The organism is Achromobacter denitrificans NBRC 15125 (assembly GCF_001571365.1).
Lineage (GTDB): Bacteria > Pseudomonadota > Gammaproteobacteria > Burkholderiales > Burkholderiaceae_B > Achromobacter > Achromobacter denitrificans.
Genome location: NZ_BCTQ01000001.1, coordinates 345,356 through 362,252 on the forward strand (window position 1 = coordinate 345,356; position 16,897 = coordinate 362,252).

Here is a 16,897-nt window from a genome sequence, read left to right on the forward strand (position 1 = left end):
TCTCCTCTTGCTTCGTGAATCGGTTACAGGGTACCGGGATACGCCCCGCCGTCAATCAGCAGGTTCTGCGCCGTGATGTAGGCGGCCTGCCGACTGCAGAGGAAGGCGCAGGCCGCCCCGAATTCCTCCGCCCGTCCGAAACGCCGCGCGGGAATGCCGTCCAGGCGTTTGGCGGTATAGGCATCCAGGGCCATCGCGGCCTGACCGGCGCCCGCTACGAGATTGGACCTGAGCCGGTCCGTGTCGAACGTCCCGGGCAATAGATTATTGATGGTGACGCCGCTACCCGCCACCTGGCGCGCCAGGCCCGCCACGAAGCCCGTCAGGCCGCTGCGGGCGCCGTTGGAAAGGCCCAGGTAGGGACTGGGCGCCTTCACCGCCGTGCTGGTGATATTGCATATCCGCCCCCAGCCGCGCGACATCATTCCGTCCAGCGTCTCGCGCATCAATGCGATCGGGGTAAGCATATTGGCGCCCAGCGCCTGCAGCCAGGCGGCCTCGTCCCAATCGCGAAAGTCTCCCGCCGGCGGCCCGCCAGCGTTCGTAACCAGGATGTCGAATGCGCCCGGGGCGCCGCCGGGCAGCCCGGCAGCCGCGGCCAGGGCGCTGGCACGCCCCTGTTCGGTCGTGATGTCTGCCGCGACGGCCTCCACCGATATCGGCCCCAGCGACCGCAGTTGCTCGGCCGCGGCTCGCAACGGCGCGTCGTTGCGCGCGACGATCACCAGGTGCGCGCCCGCCTGCGCCAATGCCTGGGCGCAGGCATAGCCCAGGCCCTTGCTCGCGGCGCATACCAATGCCCGCTTTCCAGAAATACCCAAGTCCATCGCCTTCCCTCCTCTCTCGCGCAAGACCGCAGTTCACACGAAATGCTGTCTCGATGGCTAATTATCGAAATTAAATTTGCTACTTGTGAAATTTTACTTTCATTACTATGATTAAAACCACAACTTCCGACCTTTCCGGAGCGCAACCAGGGGCATACCCGCATGCCGCCAGGCTTCGGCGCCTCCTCTTTCCACCCCTACACGCAATCTTCCGAGAAACAATGAGCGCAACACCTACAGCCCCCGCCCCGAAATCTCGGCCCCGCACCGGCGGGCAGATTCTGGTCGACCAACTCCGCATACATGGAATCGATCACGTCTTCTGCGTTCCGGGGGAAAGCTATCTTGCGGTGCTGGACGCACTGCACGACGCCGACATCAACGTGACGGTATGCCGCCAGGAGGGCGGCGCCATGATGATGGCCGAGGCGCACGGCAAATTGACCGGGCGGCCCGCGGCCTGTTTCGTCACGCGCGGGCCGGGCGCCACGAACGCAACGCCGGGCATCCACATTGCGTCGCATGATTCCACCCCGGTGCTGGTCTTTGTCGGCCAGATCGAGCGCGGGGTGCGCGAGCGCGGCGCGCTGCAGGAGCTGGACTACCGCGCGGCGTTCAGCCACTTCGCGAAGTGGGCAACGGAAATCGACGATGCCCGCCGCATACCGGAAATCGTGTCGCGGGCGGTGCACACGGCCATGTCCGGCCGGCCCGGCCCGGTTCTGATCGCGCTGCCCGAGGACATGCTCGTAGACCGTGTCGAATGCACCGACGCGCAGCCGGCCCGCGAGGTGCAAGCCAACCCCGGCGCCGACCAGGTGGCCAGCGCGCTGGCGCTTCTGGCCGAGGCCAAGCGGCCCTTGGTCGTGCTTGGAGGCACGCGCTGGAACGCCGAGGCCGTGAGCCGATTCGCCCAATGGGCCCGCGATTCTCGCTTGCCGGTCACGGTGTCGCTGCGCCGCCAGATGCTCTTTCCCACCGGCAACGAATCATTCGTCGGAGATCTCGGCTTCGGCCCGAACCCGGCCCTGGTGGAACAAGTGAAGCAGGCCGACCTCATACTGCTGATCGGCAGCCGCATGTCCGAAACGCCCAGCCAGGGCTACACCTTGCTCGACATCCCGGTGCCCAGGCAAACACTCATCCATGTGTTCCCGGACGCGGCCGAGCTCGGCCGGGTCTATGCCCCCACGCTGGGCATTTGCGCGACGCCCTCGGCCTTTGTCCAGGCGCTGTGCGCCGAGCCCTTGCCCGCCTCGGCGTCCCGCGCCACCTATGCGACCCACTTGCGCGCCATATACGAAACGTGGCGCAGCACCGAATCGGTGGCGACCCCCGGCGCATTGCAGATGGCCCAGGTAATGGAGCATCTCAACAGCGTGCTGCCGCAAGACGCGATCGTATGCAACGGCGCTGGCAACTATGCCACCTGGATCCACCGCTTCTATCGCTTCGACGCATTCGGCACCCAGCTGGCGCCGACCTCGGGCTCGATGGGCTATGGGGTTCCGGCCGCCGTGGGCGCGAAGCGCGTATTCCCGGACAAGACGGTGATCGCGTTCGCCGGAGACGGTTGTTTCCTGATGAACGGACAGGAATTCGCCACCGCCGTGCAATACCGCTTGCCCATCATCGTCATCGTGGTCGACAACGGCATGTTCGGCACGATCCGCATGCATCAAGAGCGGGAGTATCCAGGCCGCGTCAGCGCCACCGAATTGCGCAACCCCGACTTCGCCGCCTACGCCCGCGCATTCGGCGGACACGGCGAACGCGTCGAGAAAACGGAAGAATTCGCTCCCGCGTTCGAACGCGCGCTGGCATCCGGCCAGCCAGCCATTCTGCATTGCGTGATCGATCCGGAGGCCATCAGCCCCGCGTTCACGCTTTCGCAACTGCGCGCGTCCGCGCTGGCCGCCGGCCGCGGCTGACCCAGGCGCGAAGGACACCATCATGGATACAGCGAAAGCCATACATCGCAACCTGATCGACGGGCACTGGCGCGAGCCGGCCGAGGTCACGCGGAACATCAACCCATCGGACACCAGGGAAATTGTCGGCCTGTACGCGCGCGGCAGCGCGGCCGACGCGCGGCACGCAGTGGAGGCCGCGCGCGCCGCCTTCCCGGCCTGGGCGGAAAGCTCTCCGCAGCTGCGCCACGACATCCTTGCCCGGGCAGCCAACGAACTACTGGCCCGCAAGGAGGAACTGGGACGCCTGCTTTCAAGCGAAGAAGGCAAGACACTGCCCGAAGGCATCGGCGAAGTGGCGCGCGCCGCCAGCGTATTGGCCTTCATGGCCGGAGAAGCGCTGCGCATTCGGGGAGACCGTCTCCCCGGCCTGCAGCCGGGAAGCGACACCGAAGTCACTCGCGAACCCCTTGGCGTCGTGGGCGTGATTGCCCCCTGGAATTTTCCAATTGCCATTCCCGCCTGGAAGATCGCGCCCGCGCTGGCCTACGGCAATACGGTGGTGTTCAAGCCTGCGGACCTGGTGCCCGGTTCGGCCTGGGCACTCGTGGATATCCTGCATCGCGCGGGGTTGCCGAATGGCGTGCTCAATCTGGTGATGGGATCTGGAAGCCAGATCGGCGGCGTGCTGTGCTCGCATCCGGAGGTCGACGCCATCAGTTTTACCGGCTCGGTCCCCACCGGGCGCCGCATCGCCGCCGACTGCGTGAGCGGTCCGTCCATGAAGCGCATGCAACTTGAAATGGGAGGCAAGAATCCCCTGGTCGTCCTGGACGACGCCGATCTGGAGGTTGCGGTGGAGTGCGCGGTGCAAGGCGCGTTCTTCAGCACGGGACAACGGTGCACCGCTACGTCCCGCTTCATTGTGACCGAAGGTATTCACGACCGTTTCGTCCGCGGGATCATCCAGCGGCTGGATCGGCTGAATATCGGTCATGCCCTGCGGGCGGACTCGCACATCGGCCCGGTCGTCGATCAAAAGCAATTCGACGTCGACCTGGAGTACATCGACATCGGCCGCAAGGAAGGCGCCCGCCTGGCCTGGGGCGGCGAAGTACTGGAGCGCGACAGCCCGGGATACTACCTGCAGCCCGCCCTGTTCACCGAGGCGAATCCGTCCATGCGGATCGCGCGCGAAGAAATCTTCGGACCGATCGCATCGGTCACCCAAGCCCGCGATTTCGAAGAGGCGCTCCATATCGCCAACGACACGGAATTCGGCCTGGCGGCTGGCATCTGCACCACCAGCCTGCGCCACGCGTCCCAGTTCAAACGGCAGGCCCAGGCCGGCATCGTCAAGGTGAATCAGGCAACCAGCGGACTGGACTACCACCTGCCGTTCGGCGGACGCAAGGCTTCCTCCTACGGGCCGCGCGAACAGGGGCAGTATGCCGTGGACTTCTACACCGTCGTCAAGACGGCGTACACATCCGCCTGATCCCCCTGCCGTACGCCGACATCGCGCGAATCCGGCCCGGCGGTTCCCATGCACCAGAGGAGACACAATGATGAAAAAACTGATAAGCAGCCTGTTTCTGTGCTCGGCGGCCATATTGGCGACCGCGGCCCATGCGGCGGGCTATCCGCAACGCGCCATCCGCATCATCGTGCCGTTCGCCGCGGGCGGCATCACCGACGTCATGGGACGCACGATAGCCAGCCATCTCAGCACCGAGCTTGGCCAGCCCGTCATCGTCGAAAACCGTCCCGGCGCCAGCGGCATGATAGGTTGCGAAGCGGCCGCCAAGGCGGAACCCGATGGCTATACCCTGTTGATGGCGGGCATTGCCCCGCTGGGCACGAATCCCGTGATGTATCGCCAGATCCGGTACGACCCGGTCCAGAGCTACGAGCATATCGGGCTGGTGGCCAAGCAGCCGCTGGTCGTGGTCGTGAGCAAGGCAGTGCCCGCCGGCAGCATCCAGGAACTCGCCGCCTACCTGAAAAAACGCCCGCAAGGCGACATGTTTTACGGCACCTCCGGCAGTTCCTACCAACTGATCACGGAAGCCTTCAATGCGCAGCTGGGCGTAAAGATGACTCACGTTCCCTTCAAGGGCACGACGCCCGCCATTGAAGCGATGCTGGGCGGGCAGATCGGCTTCATGATCGACCCCTATTCCACGATGGGCGCCCTGGTCAAGGCCGGAAAGGTGAAGGCGCTGGCGCTGACCGCCGAGACGCGTTCCGATGCCGCGCCGGAATTGCCCACGGTGATAGAAGAAGGCATGCCGGGGTTTGAGGCCTCGTCGTGGCAGGGCCTGCTCGCCCCGGCAGGAACCCCGCGGGAAATCGTCCAGACACTGAATGCCGCCCTGGTGAGGATCCTGGCGTCGGATGAGATCAAGCGGAACTTCGCGGCCTCGGGCGTGCAACCGTCGCCCTCCTCGCCCGAGGAGTTCCGCCGTTTCATCGTCGCGGAGAACCAGCGCTGGAAGCAAGTGGCGGCCGCCTCGGGGATCCAGCCGCAGGATTGATCCCCAGGCAGCCCGGTCCGGCCGGCGTCAACGGCCGGACAGTTGCGCGATCTGCTGCAGCGCGGGCACCTGGAGCGGCATCAGGCGGGTGCAGGCCAGCAGTTCCTTGGCGACAAGCGCGATGGTCTCGTCGTCGAAACTCTCGGAATAGGCAGTGATCGCCAGGCAGCCCAGCGCGGTCTTGTCCCACGAATAGAAATTGGCCGCGATGGCGCTCAACCCATCGTAGAACTCATCACGCACCAGCACATAGCCGTTCGCCGCCGCACGTTCCAGATCCGCGTCCAGCGCCGTCTTGGTGGTCAGGGTTTTGTTGGTCCGAGCGGCATAGGGCGGCTTGCCCAGCAGCGCCTCGCGCCTGGCCGGGTCAGACGCGAGCAGCAGCGCCTTGCCCGGGCCCGACGCATGCAGCGGGCCATGCAGCCAGGTCGTGTAATACGGGTTGAGGGAAGTCCCCGCCTGCATCACATCGACGACGACCCGTTCGCCGCCTATGTAGGCGACCAGCACGACGGACTGGCTCACTTTGTTTGCAAGGCCGCGCACCAGCGGGTCGGCCTGGCGGCGCAATTCTTCCAGGGGGTGCTTCAATGCCAGAGGGCGCAAGGTGGAAGGCGATGCCAGATAGTATTTGCCATCGCCGATCCGGATGACGCGCTTGGCGTCTTCCAGCGTTCTCAAGAGGCGCAACGTGGTGCTTAGATCCAGCTTCACGTCGGCGGCCAATTCCGCCAGCGTCATCGGATGGCTTGCGGCAAGCAGCGTATCCAGCAGGGCGAGGCCGCGCAGCAGGGTCCCAGCCAGCGGCCCGTTCCCCTTGACGCCATCGGTCATTGCGGCCGTCTCGGCGGCGGTGGAACTCGCGGGATTTTTACGTGGTCTTGGCATAGTCTGGTCTACAAGGCGGGGCGCGCATGGGCCGAGTCCAGCCGCTGACGCGCTCCGGCCAAGCTGCGGATCAGAGTTTAGCGTACTTGCGCAGGGCTTCCGTGAACGAAAGGCCCGCGCGGATCTCCTCGCTGGCCTTTCTGTCCTGCTGCTCCAGCTCGCCGGCGCGCTGCGCCACTTCCGCCGCGCGATCACGCGGAACCACCACCAGCCCGCTGGCGTCTCCGATGATGATGTCCCCGGGATGCACGGGCATGCCGTCGATTTTCACGGTGGTGTTGATCTCGATGACTTTCACCCGCGTCTTGCCCGACAGCGGGACGACATGGCGCGAAAACACGGGGAAACCTTGTTCGATGATCTCGTCGGCGTCGCGCACGCCGCCATCGACCACCAGCCCCGCAACGCCGTTCTGCACGGCGGCCACCGAGGCCACGCCGCCCCAGGTGGACACTTGCTGGCCGCCATTGTCGATCACGACGACATCCAGGGGCTTGCACATGTCGATGACCGCGCCCAGCCCGAACTCGGAGGGCAGGTAGGCGTTCTTGGCCCCCGTCACTTCCTTGACGGTAAGCGCGGCGCCGACGAACCGCATTCTCGGGGCGACGGGCCTGAGGTTCAGGCCGATGCTGCCGATGCCCAGGTCATCGAGCACGTTTCCGATGGTGCTGGTGGCGAGTCCCTTGAATGCGTCGATGAGCTCGGGGGAGGTGTCCGGGCGGGTTCCTTGATGGATAGGCACTTGCGTTCTTCTCCGAATTGAATGATGATGCAGACCAAAATTACAATAAAGAAATAAAACTTTCAATGAATGAATAATTAATTTCGTTCAATGATGAACATTTAGGTGGTCGAGTAGCAGAGCTAGGCGACGACGTCTCTGCCCATCTGGACTGCCAAGGTCCAAATACAAGGAGACTGGATACATGCGCGACTCTCGACGTACCTTGCTCAAACAACTGTCGGCCGGAGCGCTGATCGGGGCTATCGGCCCGCGGGCATTTGCCGCCAGCGACTGGCCGCGCAGGCCGGTCAAGGTCATCGTGCCCTTTACCCCCGGGGGCTCGACCGATATCGCCGCCCGGCTGGCGGCCGAGGGCATGGGGCGCGCGCTGGGGCAAACCTTCATCGTGGAAAACCGCCCCGGCGCCGGCGGAAACCTGGGCCTGGAGGCGCTGGCCAGATCGGACAACGATGGCTACACCATCGGTATTCTCACGACGGCGCATCCGATCAACAGCTGGCTGTACAAGAAACCCGGCTACGACCTCGCAAGCAGCTTCTCGGCGATCGGCTTCCTGCAGGAAGGCCCCATCATGCTGGTTGTGCACCCCAGCCTGCCGGTCAACTCGCTGCCGGAGTTCATCGCGTACGCGAAAGCGCGCCCGGGCAAGCTGAACTTCGCCACCTCCGGCACCGGGAACTCCACCCACATGGCCGGCGAACTGTTCTGCAACCTGGCGCAAGTGCAGATGACGCATGTGCCCTACAAGGGCAGCGCCCCGGCGATCACGGACACCATCGCGGGCGTGTGCGAGCTCAGCTTCGACACGATGATCTCGGCGCTGCCCCACGTGCAGGCCGGCAAGCTCAAGGCCATTGCCGTCACGACCGCCAAGCGCTCGCCCATGACGCCCGACGTACCCTCCATCGCCGAGACCCTTCCCGGCTTCGACGTCTCGGCATGGAACGGCATGGTGGCGCCGGCAGGCACGCCGAAGGAGGTCATCGACAAGCTACACCAGGCTATGGCGCAGGCGCTGGCCGCTCCCGCCGTGGTCCAGCGCTTCGCGGACATGGGCGTGACGCCGCGCGCCATGCAGCCCGAAGCGTTTCAGCGCTTCATCCTCCAGGAAAGGGAGATGTGGGGCAAGACGGTTCGGGCCGCGAACATCGCCATAGACTGAAGCCATGCGCATTGCGCTGCCGCCGGGCAAGGCGGCGCGCCGGCAATACCAAGAAAAACCCAAGGAGACAAAAATGAAAGCAAATCGGCGTTTCGCCATCAAGGCGGGACTGGCTCTGGCCGCGGCGGCGTTTGGCATGACCGGCGCCCCCTCGCATGCCAAGGAAGAGGCGGCCTCCGCCTATCCCTCCAAGCAGGTGACCTTCCTGGTGCCTTATGCCGCCGGAGGTCCCACCGACCTGATCGCGCGCCAACTCGCCTTTGGACTGAGCAAGCTGTGGGGGCAGCCCGTGGTGGTCGAGAACCGCACCGGGGCAAGCGGCATCGTCGCATTGACGGCCTTGGCGCGCGCGCCTTCGGATGGCTATACGCTGGGGATCATGGTGTCTCCCGTGACCGCCATCGCGCCGCTGACGCAGCCCAACTTCCGATACGACGTCACCCAGGACTTCACCGCGGTATCCGACCTGGTGGACTATGCCTTGGTCCTGCTTGCCGGCCCGCAAACGAAGGCGGCGAATCTCAAGGAACTGGTGGAATTCGCCAAGCAGAATCCGACGGCCGTCACCTACGGATCCTCGGGCCTGGGCGGGACCAACCACCTTGCGGGCGAACTGTTCTCGCGCTCCGCCAACGCGCCCATGCTGCACGTTCCCTACAAGGGAAATGCACCGGCGCTCAACGACGTGATGGCCGGGCAAGTCAGCTTCGTCTTCGCCCAGACCGATGCCGCCATCGGCCTGGCGAAAAGTGACAAGGTGCGCGCGCTGGGCATCACATCGAAGGAGCGCAACGCCATGCTGCCCACGGTTCCCACCATGGAAGAAAGCGGCTTCAAGGGCGTGGACGTCGGAGGCTGGACTGGCGTGATGGGCCCTGCGAAACTGCCGCCCGCGGTGCTGAAGACGCTGGAAGCCGGCATAGCGGAAGTCAAGAAGACCCCGGAATTCAAGGAAAAGATGGAGTCCCTGGGCTTCGTGATCACCGGCACGTCTTCCACCGACTTCACGCGGCGCGTGCGCGCCGAGCGGGATTTCTGGAAGGCGAAAATCACCGAAGCGAACATCCAACTGCAATGAACTCGAAGAATCTCTTGTCGGTGGCGGATTTCGAGCGCGCGGCACAGTCGGTATTGCCGCGCGCGGTTTTCGGCTACGTCAACGGCGGCACGGAAGACTGCCTGACGCTTGAGGCCAACCGGAGCGCATTTCGCTCGGTTCAATTCCGCCCTCGCGGCCTGGTCGGCGTGGCGGACCGGACGCAGGCGGTCGAACTTTGGGGACGCCGATACCGCCATCCGTTCGGGATTGCGCCGATGGGAGTGACGGCCATGTGCCGCCACCGTTGCGAATGGGATCTGGCCAAGGCCGCCTCGGACGCGGAGATCCCATTCGTGCTGAGCGGCCTGTCCACGCTGGCCATGGAAACCGTGCGCAAGGCAGACGCCGATTTCTGGTACCAGGGCTACCTTCCCGGCGATAAGGAAGTCATAGAACCGCTGATGCGGCGCCTGCGAGCCAACGGCGTCAACGTGCTGGTCGTAACCATCGACACGCCCTTGGGCGCCAATCGCGAAAACAATCAGCGCAACGGCTTCACCATTCCGTTCAAGTTCAGTCGCGGCCTGCTCTGGGATGGCATCCGCCATCCCCGCTGGTCCGCCAACGTGTTCGCCCGCACCCTGCTCTCGGATCGGGAAATACCGCGCTTCTGCAACGTGGTCGCCGACGCGCGCGGTTACCGCATCACGGAAGAACCGAAGGGAGGCCTGCGCGGCGGCCGCGATCGGCTGGACTGGTCTCACCTGGAATGGATGCGCGAGGCCTGGCCGGGGCGCATCGTCCTCAAGGGCGTGGCGCATCCCGGCGATGCGCAGATGGCCGAACGCATAGGCCTGGATGGCCTCATCGTCTCGAATCACGGCGGGCGTCAGCTCGACGGCGCGCAGGGATCGCTGGATGCCCTGTCCGACGTGGTCGCGGCCGTGGCCTCCACGTTCCCGGTAATGATCGACGGCGGCTTCCGCCGAGGCACCGACATCCTCAAGGCCATCGCGCTTGGCGCGCGCATGGTGTTCATGGGGCGTCCGTTTCTCTATGGCGCGTCCGTGGCCGGCCAGGCCGGCGTGACGCGCATCATCGACATTCTGGGAGCCGAAATCGACCGCAACCTGGGCCTCCTGGGCTGCCGCGACGTGACGGAACTCGGGCACGACTTCATCGCGCCCCGCGTCCGCTGAACCGCAAATAGAAAAAGCCCGTAAGACGTTGATTCTTACGGGCTTTCGCAATTTCCAGACTAAATGCTGGAACAAATTCCTGGTGCCGACGGCGAGACTCGAACTCGCACAGCTTTCGCCACTACCCCCTCAAGATAGCGTGTCTACCAATTTCACCACGTCGGCTAAACCGTCCAGAAAAGCATGCATTCCTGGAAAGTCGAACATTCTATCACGCAATTTGAAAATTGGGTGGATCCGCCCGGCTTTGTCGTTCGGATACCTCCCGCCCCCCTTGGGGCCGCACTTGGCGCCGGGGCCGGCCGCAGGCCCGCCCCGGCGCTCGTCCGGTCAGTTGATCTGCAGGTTGGTCGCCTTGACGACTTCGCCCCACTTACGGGTTTCGCTTTCCATGAAGGCCTTGAACGTTTGCGGCGTGTTGGGCGGCGGGGGCATCAGGAAACCGTTGGTCTGATAGCTGGCGGCCAGGGCGGCGTCGGAGGTCAGGGCCTTGTTGATGGCGGCGTTGACCTTCTGGACGATTTCCGGCGGAGTCCCGGCGGGCGCGAACAGGCCGAACCAGGCGGCCACGTCGAAGCCTTCTACGCCGGATTCGGCGATGGTGGGAATCTCGGGCGCGAAGGGCACGCGGCTGCCGGTGGTGACGGCCAGGCCGGTCAGCTTGCCGGCGCGGACGTGAGGCAGCAGCGGCGGCAGGTTGTCGAAGATGGAGTCCACCTGGCCGCCCAGCAGGTCGGCGACGGCCGGGCCGCTGCCGCGGTACGGGACGTGCAGGATGTCGATGCCGGTCTTCATCTTGAAGAGTTCGCAGCCCAGGTGCGCGGACGAGCCGTTGCCGGGCGAGGCGCAGGTGAGCTTGCCGGGGTTCTTCTTGGCGTAGTCGACGTATTCCTGGACGGTCTTGACCGGCACGCTGGCATTGACCGCGAGGATGTTGGGCACCACGTTGAGCAGCGCGACGGCGTCCAGGTCCTTGAGCGCGTCATACGACATCTTGGAGTACAGGGACTGGTTGATCGCGGTGGAGATCGAGCCCACGAACAAGGTGTAGCCGTCGGCCGGCGAGCGAGCCACGGACTCCGCGCCGATGTTGCTGTTGGCGCCGGGTTTGTTCTCCACCACGAAGGTCTGGCCGAACTCCTTGCCCAGCACGTCGGCGATCATGCGCGCGCTGATGTCGGTGGTGCCGCCGGGGGCATAGCCCACGACCAGCCGGACGGGCTTGGTCGGATAGGCGCCGGCCTGGGCCTGGACGGGCCCGGACGCGACGCAGGCGAGCACCGCCGCCACGCCGGCCAGTTTGGTGTAGATCTTTTTCATGTTTCCTCCTGTCGAAAACGGATGGGCACGCCCGGATGGGCGCGCCTGTTTTTGTTGTTGTCTGGGCGGTCGGGCCGCCCTGGATCGGCCGCGCCGCGGCCTGCCCGTCCTAGGCGGAGCCGGCGGGACGTATCGGCGCGATCAGGTCCGGCGTCACGTCCGCCAGCGTGCGGCAGCCAAGCAACGCCATGTTGGTCGAGATCTCGCTGCGGAATATCTCCGCCACCTTGCGGATGCCGGCGTCGCCGCCGACCGCCGCCCCGAACAGCTGGGGCCGGCCGGTGAAGACCAGGCGCGCGCCCAGGGCCACGGCCTTGAGCACGTCGGATCCGCGCCGAAAGCCCCCGTCGACCATGACGGGGAAACCGGGCGGCACCGCCGCCGCCACGTCGGGCAGCGCCTGCAGCGGCGAAATGCAGCCGTCGAGCTGACGCCCGCCATGGTTGGAGACGATGACGCCGTCGGCGCCCACCGCCCAGGCCTGGCGCGCGTCGTCGGCGTGCATCACGCCCTTGAGCACCAGCTTGCCCGGCCAGTTGTCGCGGATCCAGCGGATGTGCTCCCAGGAGAGCTTGTCGCGCTCGCCGCGAAAGCCGTTTGGCGGGTCCTGCGTGATGGGCGGACCGATCTCTTCGTACAGATTCGAGAAGCGCGGCACCCCGCTGCCGAACAGCGTGCGCAGGAAGACGTTGAGGGTCCAGCGCGGATGCAGCATGCCGTCCAGCACCACGCTCGGGCTCATCTTGAAGGGCACGGTGAATGCCAGCCGTTGCAGGTTCTCGCGGTTCGCGCCGACGCAGGTGTCGATGGTGACGACCAGGACCGGGATCTCCGCCTGCCGCAGGCGGGCCAGCAGCTTGGCGATGCGATCGGTATTGCCCGGCAGGTAGGCCTGGTACCAGCAGCGCTTGCCCGTGGCCTGCTGCAGGCGCTCCAGCGGTACGCTGGAAGCGCCGCTGATAATGAACGGTATCCGCGCATCCTGGGCGGCGCGCGCCAGCGCCAGGTCGCACTCGTGCATGACGATGGCGGAGAAGCCGGTGGGCGCGAAGCCCATCGGCATGGCGTAGTCCTGGCCGAAGAGGCTGACCTGGCTGCTGCGCTGGTCCACCACGCGCAAGCCGCGCGGTCGGAAGCCGATGTCCCGCAGCGCGCGGACGCTCTCGTCGAGCGAAGCGCCATCCTCGGTGCCGCCGCAGACGTAGCCTTCGACGCAACGCGGCATGATGCGCCGCGCCTCGCGCTCGAAGTCCCGCACCGACAGGCAGCGGCCCAGGCGGCTCATGCGGCCACCGATGCGCCGGCTTGCGCGCCGAGCGCTTGCAGGCAGGCAGCCAGCGAACGGTCCTGCGTGTCCTGGTAGAGCGCCAGTTCGTCCAGGACCGGCGCCCCCAGCGCCTGCTCGAAGGCGGTCTGGCTGGCATTCTGCGCGTACTCGGCCTGGGCCTTGTCGCCCAGGTTCGACTGGAAGATGCCCGCTGCGCTGACCGGCAGGAAGTCTTCATACACCAGCGGTTCGAAGCGGATGTAGCCCTGGGCGATCAGCGTCCCCGGATCGGCGTCGGCGGGCGCGTCTTCCTTGCCTGTGAGGTAGTAGCGGAAGTAGGCCAGCCCCTGGTCGTGCAGCGTCGCGTAGTCGTCCGGAAACTCGGCGAAGCATGCTTGCAGGTTCTGCATGTAGGCGGCGGCGTTGCCTTCGCTGGGCCCGCCGTCGATGCGGGTGCGCGCCAGGTCCAGCAGGCGGTCGTACAGCGCGCGGCCCTTGCGCGTCAGCGCGACGCCGCGCTGCTCGATCTCGCCGAAGCGGGCGGTATGGCTGCCGACCGCGGCGCGGCCGTCGGCGCCAGTGAAGCTCACCGCCTCCTCCAGCGCCTTGAAGCTGGTCTGGCGCAGCAGGATCGGGCACTTGCGCGGCGGCGGGCCTTCGATCACGGCCTTGGCCGACACGCCGCGGCGCGGCATCTCCGCCTGCGCTTCGTCGATGTCCAGGGTGCGCGGCGTCAGGTGGTTGATGTGCGGGCCCTTGAAGGCCACCACGTCGGCGATCAGGCGATGCTGGCCATGCAGCTCGCGGTAGTCTTCCAGGCTGACGGTGGCTTCTCCGTGCCAACGGAAGGTATGCAGGGCTTCGCCCACGAATTCCCGGCCGCAGGCTTCGTCCAGGCCGCCTTCGGCCTCGAAGCGCGCGGCCAGTTCCAGCGCCCGCGCGGTGAAGATCTGGCGGGCCGCCAGGATGCGGGCCGCCTTCTCGCGCAAGGCGACGTCGTCGATCAGTTCCAGCCGCAACAGCGAGGTGAAGACGCGGAACGGGCTGGCCTGCAGCGCCGCTTCGTGCGTGGCGCGGAAGGCGGTCGAATGCACCGGCACGCCGGCCGGCGACAGGTCGTAATAGCCCACGGGCTGCATGCCCATGACGGCGAACACCCGGCGCATATTGGCCAGTTCTTCGGCCGTGCCCACCCGGATGGCGCCGTGACGCTCGATGTCCAGGCGCTCGATCTCGCCGGTGCGCGCCAGCTGCTCGGCCAGTTCGGGCTGTTCGGCCAGCGTCCGGGCATTGACCTGGGCGACCAGGTCGAGCAGCGTGTCATACAGGGGCACTTCCGACTTGTACATGTCGGACATGGCGCGGGAGAACCAGGCGCGGATCTGGTCCGGGCTGACGAAATTCTGACTCATGGCGGGCTCGGCACATCGGTAAACAAAGAATGGCCGCATGAAATCATGCCGCGCTGCCGCAATCAAATGAAAAAAATCGGCCTAATCAGTCCGTTTTTTCATGGACCGCTTGCGCTGGGCGTCGCCGGCGCGCTTGCGCGCGGCTTCTTCCTCCACCCAGGCGACGAATTGCTTGATCTTCGGGACTTCGGCCGAATGCTCCGAATACGCCACGAAGTACGCGCCGTCGCTGGGTTGCACGTAGCCCCAGGGAATCACCAGCTTGCCGGCCTGCAGCTCTTCCTCGGCCAGCAGCCGCGGCGTCAGGGCAATGCCGCAGCCGCCTTCGGCCGCGCGCACGCACATATAGAAGGTGTCGAAGCGCGGCCCGTGGTAGCTGCGGTCGGACTGGAACTGCTGGCGCGAGAAGTAGTCGTGCCAGGCTTCCGGCCGCGACGCGCATTGGATCAGCGCCTGGCCGCTCAGCGCCTCCAGGCTGTCCACCCGGTCCCCCGGCAGGAAGCCGGGCGCGCAGACCGGCACCACCTCGGCCTCGAACAGCTCGCGGCACTGGGCGCCGGGCAAGGTGCCATGGCCGAAGAAGAAGGAGATGTCGATCTTGGCCTGCATCAGGTCGAACGGCCGAGTCTCGCTGCGCACCTTCACCTGGATGTCGGGATGGGCGGACAGGAAGCGCTGCAGGCGCGGGATCAGCCAGCGCGCGCCGAACGTCGGCTGCGTGCCGATGGTGAGGACCTGGGTTTCGCTGCCATAGGTGAGGATGTAGCGCGAGGACATGTCCACCTGGTTCAGGATGGTGCGAACCTCGGACTGGTAGAGCGCCCCCGCGGGGGTCAGCTGCAGGCGCCGCCGCACCCGCAGGAACAGCGGGTTGCGCAGCAGCGCTTCCAGCTGCGCGATCTGCTTGCTGATCGCGCTCTGGGTCATGTGCAGTTCTTCGGCGGCGCGCGTGAAACTCATGTGCCGCGCCACCGCCTCGAAACACTGGAGCGCCATCATCGACGGCATCAAACGCTTTTCCATGGGGGCCGATCCGAAAATACTGTGCGGGCGGCGGCCGGAGAAACAGGGCCCGGCCGCCGCGCAAGCGCATTATCGCAGGCCCGGCCTCACCACTGGTACCCGACGCCGGCCGCGCCGCCGAAGTCCCCGCGCGAGGTGCCGTTGGCCGACACCTTGTATACCCAGCGGCCGCCGCCGGACACGCGCGACAGGCCCATGGCGTAGCCGGATTCGCCGTTCCAGGTGCCGCCGGCGACGGACAGCATATTGCGGCCGGGCAGATAGGCTTGCGGCAGGGATGCCGTCGCCATCGCGGCCGCCACGCCGGCGCTCAGCATGCGCTCCTGGGAGTCCAGGTCGCTGCGCAGGTTCTGCAGCGAGCGTTCCACCGCGCCCACCCTCGCCTCGCCCGCGCTGCTGACGGCGCGCAGTTGCCCCACGTTGGCGGCGTCGGTGTCTTCGCTGCCGGCCGCGACGCCGGTAATCTGGCGCCCGCCCACGTTCACCTCCCCCGCCGAGCCCTGGGGCGCCGCCAGGCCATAGGCCTCGTAGCCTTCCTGCGCCCCGCGAGCCGCCGAGGACCCCGCGCCCAGCGCCACGCTGTTGCCCGCCGTCACGGCGGCTCCCGCGCCCACCGCCACGCTATCGGGCGCCGCCGCGGCGGCGCCCGCGCCGACCGCGACGCTCTGAGTGGCCGCGACCGACGCCGCCCCCACGGAAACGCTGCGGTCGGCGGCCGAACCGCGCCCCGCGTTCGAGCCGATCGAGACGTTGTCGCTGCCCTGCACGCCCGAGCCCGCGGCGGTGCCCTGCGCCACGTTGTTGTCGCCGGTGACATTGCGGCCCGCGGCCAGGCCGCTGGCGGTGTTGCCGTCGCCCGTCACGCCATAGCCCGCGTAGGCGCCGGCGGCCAGGTTGTTGGAGCCGGTCACGTACTGCCCGGCGTTCTTGCCCTGCGCCAGATTGGCGTCGCCTTCGACCTGCTGCCCGGCGTTCTGGCCCTGCGCCAGGTTGCCGTCCCCCATGACATTGCGGCCGGCCTCCTGGCCGAAGGCCGAATTGCCGTTGCCTTTGACGTTGCGCCCCGAGTTGGCGCCGTAGGCGGCATTGTTGTTGCCCACCGTGTCCGTGCCGGCCCAGAAGCCGTAGGCGTCGTTGTAGTCGCCCGTGACGTTCTGGCCCGCGCTGCGGCCGAACGACTGGTTCCAGCCGCCCTGCACGTTGGTGCCGGCGTAGTAGCCGATGGCCTGGTTGGCGTTCTTGCCGCCGACCTTGGAGCCCGCGCCCTCCCCGATCGCGAGGTTCCAGTTGGTGGACACGTCCTTGCCCGCGCCGTTGCCCAGGGCCACGTTATTGCTGCCGGTCACGTTGACGCCCGCGCTCTTGCCGATCGCGTGATTGCCCTTGCCCGTCGTTCCCTGGCCGGCGCCTGGCCCGTAGCCGAGATTGCTGCCGTCCCATTGCACGGGCGGCGCGGACTGGGCTTGCGCGGGCGGTCCCCCGGCCAGCGCGCCCACCAGGAAGGCCACGGACAGGCCGTTGGCGGCCAGAATTGCGTATGTGTGTTTCATGAGAGCGTTGATCGT

General features: G+C 66.5%; 14 protein-coding genes and 1 tRNA gene. 6 read left to right on the forward strand and 9 right to left on the reverse strand.

Annotated elements, in window-relative coordinates; all coding sequences use genetic code 11:
* Positions 1-23: 23 nt before the first annotated feature.
* Positions 24-827, reverse strand: coding sequence for an SDR family oxidoreductase (locus tag ADE01S_RS01605; RefSeq protein WP_062679707.1), 804 nt, complete (start codon positions 825-827; stop codon positions 24-26).
* Between the two features lie 221 nt (positions 828-1,048).
* Here ADE01S_RS01605 and ADE01S_RS01610 point away from each other — a divergent pair, with 221 nt between their 5' ends.
* The 3 genes from ADE01S_RS01610 to ADE01S_RS01620 all read left to right on the forward strand — a co-directional run bounded on the left by ADE01S_RS01610 (position 1,049) and on the right by ADE01S_RS01620 (position 5,274).
* A complete protein-coding gene (locus ADE01S_RS01610; RefSeq protein WP_062679708.1) occupies positions 1,049-2,758 on the forward strand; it encodes a thiamine pyrophosphate-binding protein in 1,710 nt (569 codons plus the stop codon).
* 40 nt (positions 2,759-2,798) lie between these two features.
* Positions 2,799-4,235 carry an aldehyde dehydrogenase family protein gene (locus ADE01S_RS01615; protein ID WP_207554414.1) on the forward strand — a complete coding sequence of 479 codons (1,437 nt, stop codon included), beginning with the start codon at positions 2,799-2,801 and terminating at the stop codon, positions 4,233-4,235.
* Positions 4,236-4,305: 70 nt separating this feature from the next.
* The gene (locus ADE01S_RS01620) at positions 4,306-5,274 is read left to right on the forward strand and encodes a Bug family tripartite tricarboxylate transporter substrate binding protein (RefSeq protein WP_165695602.1); all 969 of its coding nucleotides are present in this window, start codon (positions 4,306-4,308) and stop codon (positions 5,272-5,274) included.
* Positions 5,275-5,301: 27 nt separating this feature from the next.
* Here ADE01S_RS01620 and ADE01S_RS01625 read toward each other — a convergent pair whose 3' ends face one another.
* Positions 5,302-6,108, reverse strand: coding sequence for an IclR family transcriptional regulator (locus ADE01S_RS01625; RefSeq protein WP_062679711.1), 807 nt, complete (start codon positions 6,106-6,108; stop codon positions 5,302-5,304).
* Positions 6,109-6,232: 124 nt separating this feature from the next.
* Positions 6,233-6,907 (reverse strand): RraA family protein, encoded by a 675-nt coding sequence (locus ADE01S_RS01630; protein ID WP_062679712.1) that lies wholly within the window; start codon positions 6,905-6,907, stop codon positions 6,233-6,235.
* Between the two features lie 184 nt (positions 6,908-7,091).
* On the opposite strand from ADE01S_RS01630, the gene ADE01S_RS01635 reads away from it, so the two are divergent.
* The 3 genes from ADE01S_RS01635 (at position 7,092) to ADE01S_RS01645 (ending at position 10,310) form a co-directional block, all read left to right on the forward strand.
* The gene (locus ADE01S_RS01635) at positions 7,092-8,072 is read left to right on the forward strand and encodes a Bug family tripartite tricarboxylate transporter substrate binding protein (protein WP_062679713.1); all 981 of its coding nucleotides are present in this window, start codon (positions 7,092-7,094) and stop codon (positions 8,070-8,072) included.
* Positions 8,073-8,145: 73 nt separating this feature from the next.
* Positions 8,146-9,150: a Bug family tripartite tricarboxylate transporter substrate binding protein gene (locus ADE01S_RS01640; protein ID WP_165695601.1), complete on the forward strand. Its 1,005-nt coding sequence runs from the start codon at positions 8,146-8,148 to the stop codon at positions 9,148-9,150.
* Complete coding sequence (locus tag ADE01S_RS01645; protein ID WP_062679715.1) at positions 9,147-10,310, forward strand: alpha-hydroxy acid oxidase; 1,164 nt, start codon at positions 9,147-9,149, stop codon at positions 10,308-10,310. Before ADE01S_RS01640 ends, ADE01S_RS01645 begins: the two co-directional genes overlap by 4 nt.
* 80 nt (positions 10,311-10,390) lie before the next feature.
* On the opposite strand, the gene ADE01S_RS01650 is transcribed toward ADE01S_RS01645, so the two are convergent.
* From ADE01S_RS01650 to ADE01S_RS01675, 6 genes are all read right to left on the reverse strand, one after another.
* Positions 10,391-10,475: transfer RNA gene (locus tag ADE01S_RS01650), tRNA-Leu, on the reverse strand.
* Positions 10,476-10,640: 165 nt separating this feature from the next.
* Positions 10,641-11,630 (reverse strand): Bug family tripartite tricarboxylate transporter substrate binding protein, encoded by a 990-nt coding sequence (locus ADE01S_RS01655; RefSeq protein ID WP_062679716.1) that lies wholly within the window; start codon positions 11,628-11,630, stop codon positions 10,641-10,643.
* A 109-nt stretch (positions 11,631-11,739) separates the two neighbouring features.
* Positions 11,740-12,915, reverse strand: a complete 1,176-nt coding sequence (locus ADE01S_RS01660) for an alpha-hydroxy acid oxidase (protein WP_062679717.1) — start codon at positions 12,913-12,915, stop codon at positions 11,740-11,742.
* Positions 12,912-14,309: a 2-oxoadipate dioxygenase/decarboxylase HglS gene (gene hglS, locus ADE01S_RS01665; RefSeq protein WP_062679718.1), complete on the reverse strand. Its 1,398-nt coding sequence runs from the start codon at positions 14,307-14,309 to the stop codon at positions 12,912-12,914. The genes ADE01S_RS01660 and hglS overlap by 4 nt, the downstream gene beginning before the upstream one ends.
* A gap of 81 nt (positions 14,310-14,390) precedes the next feature.
* The gene (locus ADE01S_RS01670; protein ID WP_062679719.1) at positions 14,391-15,332 is read right to left on the reverse strand and encodes a LysR substrate-binding domain-containing protein; all 942 of its coding nucleotides are present in this window, start codon (positions 15,330-15,332) and stop codon (positions 14,391-14,393) included.
* 86 nt (positions 15,333-15,418) lie between these two features.
* Positions 15,419-16,882, reverse strand: a complete 1,464-nt coding sequence (locus ADE01S_RS01675) for a YadA family autotransporter adhesin (protein WP_062679720.1) — start codon at positions 16,880-16,882, stop codon at positions 15,419-15,421.
* Between the last annotated feature and the right edge of the window lie 15 nt (positions 16,883-16,897).